Source organism: Staphylococcus simiae (assembly GCF_002902085.1).
Taxonomy (GTDB): Bacteria; Bacillota; Bacilli; order Staphylococcales; family Staphylococcaceae; genus Staphylococcus; species Staphylococcus simiae.
In genome coordinates this window covers 1-7,485 of the sequence record NZ_PPQR01000057.1, presented here as the reverse complement: position 1 = coordinate 7,485, position 7,485 = coordinate 1, and the positions used below count along the sequence as shown (strand labels likewise).

Annotated in this window: 7 protein-coding genes; 6 read left to right on the top strand and 1 reads right to left on the bottom strand. The window is 32.2% G+C overall.

Annotation, left to right across the window (positions count from 1 at the left end):
- Nucleotides 1-82: 82 nt before the first annotated feature.
- The 6 genes from CD113_RS08100 to rihC all read left to right on the top strand — a co-directional run bounded on the left by CD113_RS08100 (nucleotide 83) and on the right by rihC (nucleotide 5,717).
- Nucleotides 83-400: a DUF5011 domain-containing protein gene (locus CD113_RS08100; RefSeq protein ID WP_002462682.1), complete on the top strand. Its 318-nt coding sequence runs from the start codon at nucleotides 83-85 to the stop codon at nucleotides 398-400.
- 284 nt (nucleotides 401-684) lie between these two features.
- Nucleotides 685-1,785: a cytochrome aa3 quinol oxidase subunit II gene (qoxA, locus tag CD113_RS08095; RefSeq protein ID WP_002462681.1), complete on the top strand. Its 1,101-nt coding sequence runs from the start codon at nucleotides 685-687 to the stop codon at nucleotides 1,783-1,785.
- Complete coding sequence (qoxB, locus tag CD113_RS08090) at nucleotides 1,785-3,773, top strand: cytochrome aa3 quinol oxidase subunit I (RefSeq protein WP_002462680.1); 1,989 nt, start codon at nucleotides 1,785-1,787, stop codon at nucleotides 3,771-3,773. The genes qoxA and qoxB overlap by 1 nt, the downstream gene beginning before the upstream one ends.
- On the top strand, nucleotides 3,763-4,368 hold the full coding sequence (gene qoxC, locus CD113_RS08085; protein WP_002462679.1) for a cytochrome aa3 quinol oxidase subunit III: 606 nt from the start codon (nucleotides 3,763-3,765) through the stop codon (nucleotides 4,366-4,368). The genes qoxB and qoxC overlap by 11 nt, the downstream gene beginning before the upstream one ends.
- 8 nt (nucleotides 4,369-4,376) lie before the next feature.
- On the top strand, nucleotides 4,377-4,655 hold the full coding sequence (gene qoxD, locus CD113_RS08080; protein ID WP_197697109.1) for a cytochrome aa3 quinol oxidase subunit IV: 279 nt from the start codon (nucleotides 4,377-4,379) through the stop codon (nucleotides 4,653-4,655).
- Between the two features lie 153 nt (nucleotides 4,656-4,808).
- Nucleotides 4,809-5,717, top strand: a complete 909-nt coding sequence (rihC, locus tag CD113_RS08075; RefSeq protein WP_002462677.1) for a ribonucleoside hydrolase RihC — start codon at nucleotides 4,809-4,811, stop codon at nucleotides 5,715-5,717.
- 99 nt (nucleotides 5,718-5,816) lie between these two features.
- Here the strand turns inward: rihC and CD113_RS08070 are convergent, their stop codons facing one another.
- Complete coding sequence (locus CD113_RS08070; RefSeq protein ID WP_002462676.1) at nucleotides 5,817-7,010, bottom strand: serine hydrolase domain-containing protein; 1,194 nt, start codon at nucleotides 7,008-7,010, stop codon at nucleotides 5,817-5,819.
- Nucleotides 7,011-7,485: the final 475 nt, after the last annotated feature.

Sequence of the window (7,485 nt, the reverse complement as noted above, 5' to 3'; positions counted from 1 at the left end):
TATAGTATGATGCATGAATAAAACAAGTTAAGGTATAGTAATGTTAACAGAGAGATGACTTATCATTTGGAGGTTACATAATATGAACAAATTAATACAGTCATTATCGGCTCTTGGCGTATCGGCCACATTAGTGACACCTCATTTAAATGCGGAAGCAACATCAAACACAACACCTCAAATTAAAGGTGCTAATGATATCGTTATAGAAAAAGGTCAAGAATATAATGTTTTAAATGGTATTTCTGCTTATGATAAAGAAGATGGCGATTTAACTCATAAAATTAAAGTTGATGGAAATATTGACACGACAAAATCTGGTAAATATCGTTTAGTTTATCATGTTAAAGATTCAGATGGTGCTGAAGATATTTCAACACGATATATAGAAGTTAAATAAAAGTTGAGACTATTCTCAACTTTTTTTATTTTCACAAAAATAGCCTTTAATTGATAAGTCTTCTCACTAACCCAATTAAATATGAAGCAATTTATTTAAAATTCATTAAAGTCACAAAATGTACACATAATTTTAACAAATCTGTGAACCCCCGTCATACCTTGATTCTTCTAGCTTTCACCCACATTTTTCTTAATTTTTTTCCTATAAGTACTTGTAAATATTGTGTAATAACTTAAAATTAGTGGTAAGCCCTACATTTGTAGTATTAGGAGGTCAAAAAAGTGTCAAAATTAAAGTCTTTGTTTCTATTATTTGGCACACTAATTTTACTTAGTGGTTGTTCAAATATAGAAATCTTTAACGCAAAAGGGCCAGTAGCAAGTAGTCAGAAGTTCTTGATTCTTTATTCAATTGTCTTCATGCTTGTTATTGTTGTCGTTGTTCTTGGCATGTTCGCCATTTTTCTATTTAAATATAGTTACAATAAAAATGACGAATCTGGTAAGATGCATCACAATGCCATAATTGAAACAATTTGGTTTGTGATACCAATTTTAATCGTTACAGCTTTAGCTATTCCAACAGTTAAAACTTTATACGATTATGAAGCACCACCAAAAAGTGAAAAAGATCCAATGGTAATTTACGCTGTTAGTGGCGGATTCAAGTGGTTCTTTGCTTATCCTGAGGAACATATAGAGACTGTTAATACATTAACAATCCCTAAAGATCGTCCAGTTGTATTCAAACTTCAAGCTATGGATACAATGACAAGTTTCTGGATTCCACAATTAGGTGGTCAAAAATATGCCATGACTGGCATGACAATGGACTGGACTTTAGAAGCTAGTCAAACAGGTACATTTAGAGGACGTAACTCTAACTTCAATGGTGAAGGATTCTCACGTCAAACATTTGATGTACATGCTGTAAGTCAGAAAGATTATGACAAATGGGTGAAAGAAGTTAAAGGTAAGAAAACGATTGATCAAGATACTTTTGATAAACAGTTATTACCAAATACACCTAACAAAGCATTAGAATTCAATGGTACTCATATGGCGTTTGTTGATCCAGCAGCCGATCCTGAATATATCTTCTATGCATATAAACGTTATAACTACGTTCCAAAAGATCCTAACTTTAACAGTGAGGAAGAATTGTATAAAGATGTTTCAGACAAACCATTGAAAGCAGCTCGTAAACCTCAAATTACTAATGCAAACTATAAACGCCATGGTATGAAAATGGTTATCTTAGGTAATGACGAGAAATACGACAATGAGTTCAAAAAGAAAGAACATAAAAACTCTAAAGAAATGAAAAAGCTTTCTAAAGATGTGCAAGATCAAGACAATGATGATCATGGAGGTGGACATTAATGAATTTTCCATGGGATCAATTACTAGTTAAAGGTAACTGGATGATTACAATGGCACAAATCGGTGCCCCATTCTTAGTTATCGGTTTAATCGCAGTAATTTCTTACTTTAAATTATGGAAATATCTTTACAAAGAATGGTTCACATCTGTAGACCATAAGAAAATCGGTGTCATGTATTTAATCTGTGCCGTATTAATGTTCGTCCGTGGTGGTATTGATGCGTTACTTATTCGTACGCAATTAGCGATACCAGATAATAAATTCTTAGAATCAAACCACTATAACGAAATCTTTAGTACACATGGTGTAATCATGATTATCTTCATGGCGATGCCATTTATCTTTGGTTTATGGAATATTGTTGTTCCTTTACAAATTGGTGCACGTGATGTTGCATTCCCTGTATTGAACAGCGTTAGTTTCTGGCTATTCTTCTCAGGTATGATTTTATTCAACCTGTCATTTATTATAGGTGGTTCACCAGCAGCTGGTTGGACAAACTATGCACCACTTGCAGGTGAATTTAGTCCTGGCCCAGGTGTTAACTATTATTTAGTAGCAATACAAATTTCAGGGCTTGGTACCTTAGCTACAGGTATCAACTTCTTTGTTACAATATTAAGATGTAAGACACCAACAATGAAGTTCATGCAAATGCCAATGTTTACAGTGACAACATTTGTTACTACTTTAATCGTTATTCTTGCTTTCCCTCCTTTAACAGTGGCGTTAGCATTAATGACAACTGATAGAATATTTGACACTGCATTCTTCACTGTTGCAAACGGTGGTATGCCAATGTTATGGGCTAACTTCTTCTGGGTTTGGGGGCACCCTGAAGTATATATCGTTATCCTACCAGCATTTGGTATCTACTCAGAAATTATTCCGACATTCGCGCGTAAGCGTTTATTCGGACATCAAAGTATGGTATGGGCAACTGCCGGTATCGCATTTTTAAGTTTCTTAGTTTGGGTTCACCATTTCTTCACAATGGGTAATGGTGCTCTAATTAACTCATTCTTCTCAATTTCAACAATGTTGATTGGTATTCCAACCGGTGTTAAATTATTTAACTGGTTATTAACATTGTATAAAGGACGTATTACATTTGAGTCACCTATGTTATTCTCATTAGCATTTATACCTAACTTCCTATTAGGTGGTGTAACAGGTGTAATGTTAGCGATGGCATCTGCTGACTATCAATATCACAATACGTACTTCTTAGTAGCCCATTTCCACTATACATTGGTTACTGGTGTTGTATTTGCCTGCTTAGCAGCGTTAATCTTCTGGTATCCTAAGATGATGGGTTACAAGTTAAACGAAACGTTAAACAAATGGTGTTTCTGGTTCTTCATGATCGGATTTAACGTTTGTTTCTTACCACAATTCATTCTTGGATTAGATGGTATGCCACGTCGTTTATACACTTACATGCCTTCTGATGGTTGGTTTGCATTAAACTTAATTTCAACTATCGGTGCTTTACTAATGGCAGTAGGATTCTTATTCCTAGTTGTTAGTATCGTATATAGTCATTTCAAATCTCCTCGTGAAGCAACTGGAGATAACTGGGATGGTCTTGGTCGTACTTTAGAATGGACTACAGCTTCAGCTATTCCACCTAAATACAACTTTGCAATCACTCCAGACTGGAATGATTATGATACTTTCGTTGATATGAAAGAACACGGCCGTCATTATCTAGATAATCATAACTATAAAGATATTCATATGCCTAACAACACTGCTGTTGGTTTATGGATCGGTATCTTTATGACAATCGCTGGTTTCTTCTTAATTTTCGAAACAATTATTCCAGCAATTCTTGGTTTAATTGGTATCTTTGGTACTATGATGTACCGCAGTTTCCAAGTTGACCACGGATATCATATACCTGCTTCTGAAGTTGCTGAAAATGAAGCGAAATTAAGAGAAGCACGTATTAAAGAAAGGGAGGCTGTAAGTCATGAGTCATGATACAAACACTATTGATTCACGCACACATGAAGGCGAATTAAATAAGCTTGGCTTTTGGATTTTCATTACAGCCGAATTTGCGTTATTTGGTACCCTATTCGCAACACTTCTAACGTTGCAACACGGTGGCGATTACGCAGGTAAAATGACTACAGAGTTATTTGAATTGCCTCTTGTATTAATAATGACATTTGCATTATTATTTAGTTCTTACACTTGTGGTATTGCAATTTACTACATGCGACAAGAAAAACAAAATTTAATGATGTTCTGGATGATTATTACCCTACTATTAGGTTTAGTCTTTGTAGGATTTGAAATTTATGAGTTTGCTCATTATGCATCAGAAGGAGTTAACCCAACAATCGGTTCTTTCTGGTCTAGTTTCTTCATCTTACTCGGAACACATGGTTGTCACGTATCGTTAGGTATCGTTTGGGCAACTTGCCTATTAATACAAATTCAACGTCGTGGCTTAGACAAATATAATGCTCCAAAATTATTTATAGTAAGTTTATACTGGCACTTCTTAGATGTTGTTTGGGTCTTCATCTTTACTGCCGTATATATGATAGGGATGGTGTATAGCGGATGAGTACAATAATGAAACATACTGTCGGATTTATCGCATCTATCGTATTAACGCTTTTAGCAGTTTACGTAACACTATACACATCAATGTCATTCCATGCTAAAGTGACAATTATCTTTGGATTTGCTTTCATCCAAGCTTTCCTTCAATTATTAATGTTCATGCATTTAACTGAAGGTAAAGATGGACGTATCCAAACAGCCAAAGTTATCTTTGCACTTGTAATAACTCTTGCTTTCGTAGTCGGAACTTATTGGGTTATGCAAGGTGGTCACTCAGCTCACTTATAAACTACATTCAAATAATGTAAAGTTTAACCAGCTAACTTAAAGTTAGCTGGTTTTTTTAGGTCTAGCAATCTTTTAGTCTAGCAAACTATTTTGCCTATTTTGAAACTATCATGTTACTCTATTGATATAATAAACAATGTTAGGAGAATTATTATGTCGATACCTATTATAATTGATACTGATCCAGGAATTGATGATGCTGCAGCCATAAGTTTAGCTTTAAACTTAAATGATTTCGAAGTAAAAATGATTTCTACAGTAAATGGTAATGTTAATATCGATAAGACCACAGCAAATGCATTAAAATTAGTCGAGTTTTTCAATACAAATACACCTGTCTATCGCGGAGCAAGTAAGCCTTTAATTAATAACGTCGTTGATGCTAGTGAAGTTCATGGTGAATCAGGATTAGCCGGTTATGATTTTCCAAATGTAGATAAAAAAGCTATTCCTGATCAACATGCGATTACAGCTATAAAATCTACTTTAGAAAATTCAAAAGAACCTATTACAATTGTGGCTATTGGTCCACTTACAAATATCGCTCTCCTATTAACAACTTACCCTGAAGTTAAACCATTTATCAAAGAAGTCGTTTTAATGGGTGGTAGTTCTGGCAGAGGTAATATAACACCACTAGCTGAATTTAATATTTACTGTGATCCCGAAGCTGCTCATATCGTCTTTAACTCCGGATTAAAACTTACAATGATTGGTTTGGATTTAGCACGCGAAGCAACATTTGATCATTCATTTTTAGAAAATTTCAAACATCTTAATAAAACTAGTAATATGTTGTATCATTTATTTAAACACTATCGAAGTGAAGATTTCGAAACTCAACTTAATATTTACGATGTCTTTACTATTTTATATTTACTTAAACCATCTGATTTTATATCTTACGATGCATTAGTTAATGTTGAGTTGACTGGTTCCTTTACTAGAGGAGCTACTGTTGTAGACTTTGACAGTAATCAAACTAATTGTACTGTTGTACAATCACCTATTGCATCTTTATATAAAGATCTGTTCATTCAATCTTTAGAGCACTGTATTTAATAAAAATTTTAATTTAATAGCAATGATAAAAACGCCCTACAATCTAAGACAATGATAATCGTCTAGTTTGTAGAGCGTTTTATTTACTGTTACAAAGTTTTATTTAACTATAACACCTTGTTGATTATATAATTCCGTTTGCTGTAATATATTTCTAAAAATATGTTTGATTTTGATTTCATTTTGACTTTTAATATTTGTTGATAACACTACAATATATTTATCATTAAAATATGCTGTGAACGTTTGTCCGAAAAATACACCGTTTACTCTATCGTTAAACGGACCAACATAAAAACCATATCGATATTGTTCTGGATATTGTTTAGTACCATATTCATGTGTCAACGCATTAGTTATACTAGGATTGACAACTTTGTCATGCTGTAAACCTAATATAAGTTTACCCATATCAGCTGTTGTCATATACAAATTACCTGCACCATAATATTGATCTAAAATATTAGGTTTTAAGAAGGATAAATGAGTATTGTTATACTTGTATCCTTTTGCCATATATTTCTTAAATGGCTTTTCATCATAAAATGCTGAATGATTTAAATTTAATGGGTCAGCTAATCGATTATAATAATTTTCAGCATATGTTTGCTTAGTTACTACTTCGATTACTTTCGCTAATACTAAATAATTACCGTCATTGTATTGGTGTTTGTGATATTTTTTATCATTAATACCTTTTTGTTGAATCGCACTTACAGCTTGATCCAAATTTTTATAATCTTTAGATGCTTTATATTTATACAAACCGCTTCTATGTAACATTAAATCTTTTAACGTAATCTTCTTTGAAGTTTTAAACCAAGGAATATATTTGGTTACGGAATCATTAATATTAATTTTATGTTCCTCTTCCAATTGTTTTAACATTAATCCAGTTGAAAATTTTTGGGCCGATCCAATTAAATACATCGTACTTGGCGTATTTTTAATATTATTTTCAAAATCTTGGTAACCGTAACCTTTATTCATTTTCAATTTGCCATTTTCATATACAGCAACAGTTCCATTAAATAAAGAATTTTTCAGATATTCATCAATTTCTTTATATTTGACGTCTTTTTTATTAAAAATAGTTTTCAACTTTTTGGGCTCTTTAATATCTTTGTCTCTTTCTTTTAAATATTTTCCGTTGTCAGCAATTTTAGTTTCTTTGTGAATTGTCGGAACTGCTTTTGGATTAGTCTCCCACTTATGAAAAATTATAGCGAAACTAGCAATAATAAATATTAAGATACAAAGATGCAAAACTAATTTTAGTTTATTTACTTTCATGTCTGTAGTTGCCTCACATTATTAAATTCTTAAAATCTTTACACTTTATCAATTGTTCTTCCACACAATCAAACTTAATTTAATAGTCAATTAAAATATGTTTATTTCGATTAATTTACCAAAATTAATTATACATTAATGATTGTGATAAATCACTTGAATTTAATAATACGCTTAAAGTATAACGCTTACATCATACTTTAGTACTATATCAAAGAGGTTTAACAACTCCGAAACAAAAATTTTGTATACTTAATTATGAAGTAACTGGTAGTAACTTATCTTTATTATAGTCTGTCATACACGGAACGGACTTAAAGTACTTTTTACAATAATTATTTTTGTTGTAATTCCTAATTCTAGTAATATCTAATCATTTGTAATTTAGGCTATAAAGTACTACAATTTAAGGCTATAATGTATTAATAAATGTAAGTTAATTAACTGTCTAAGAACTATATAAATCCGAAGATAA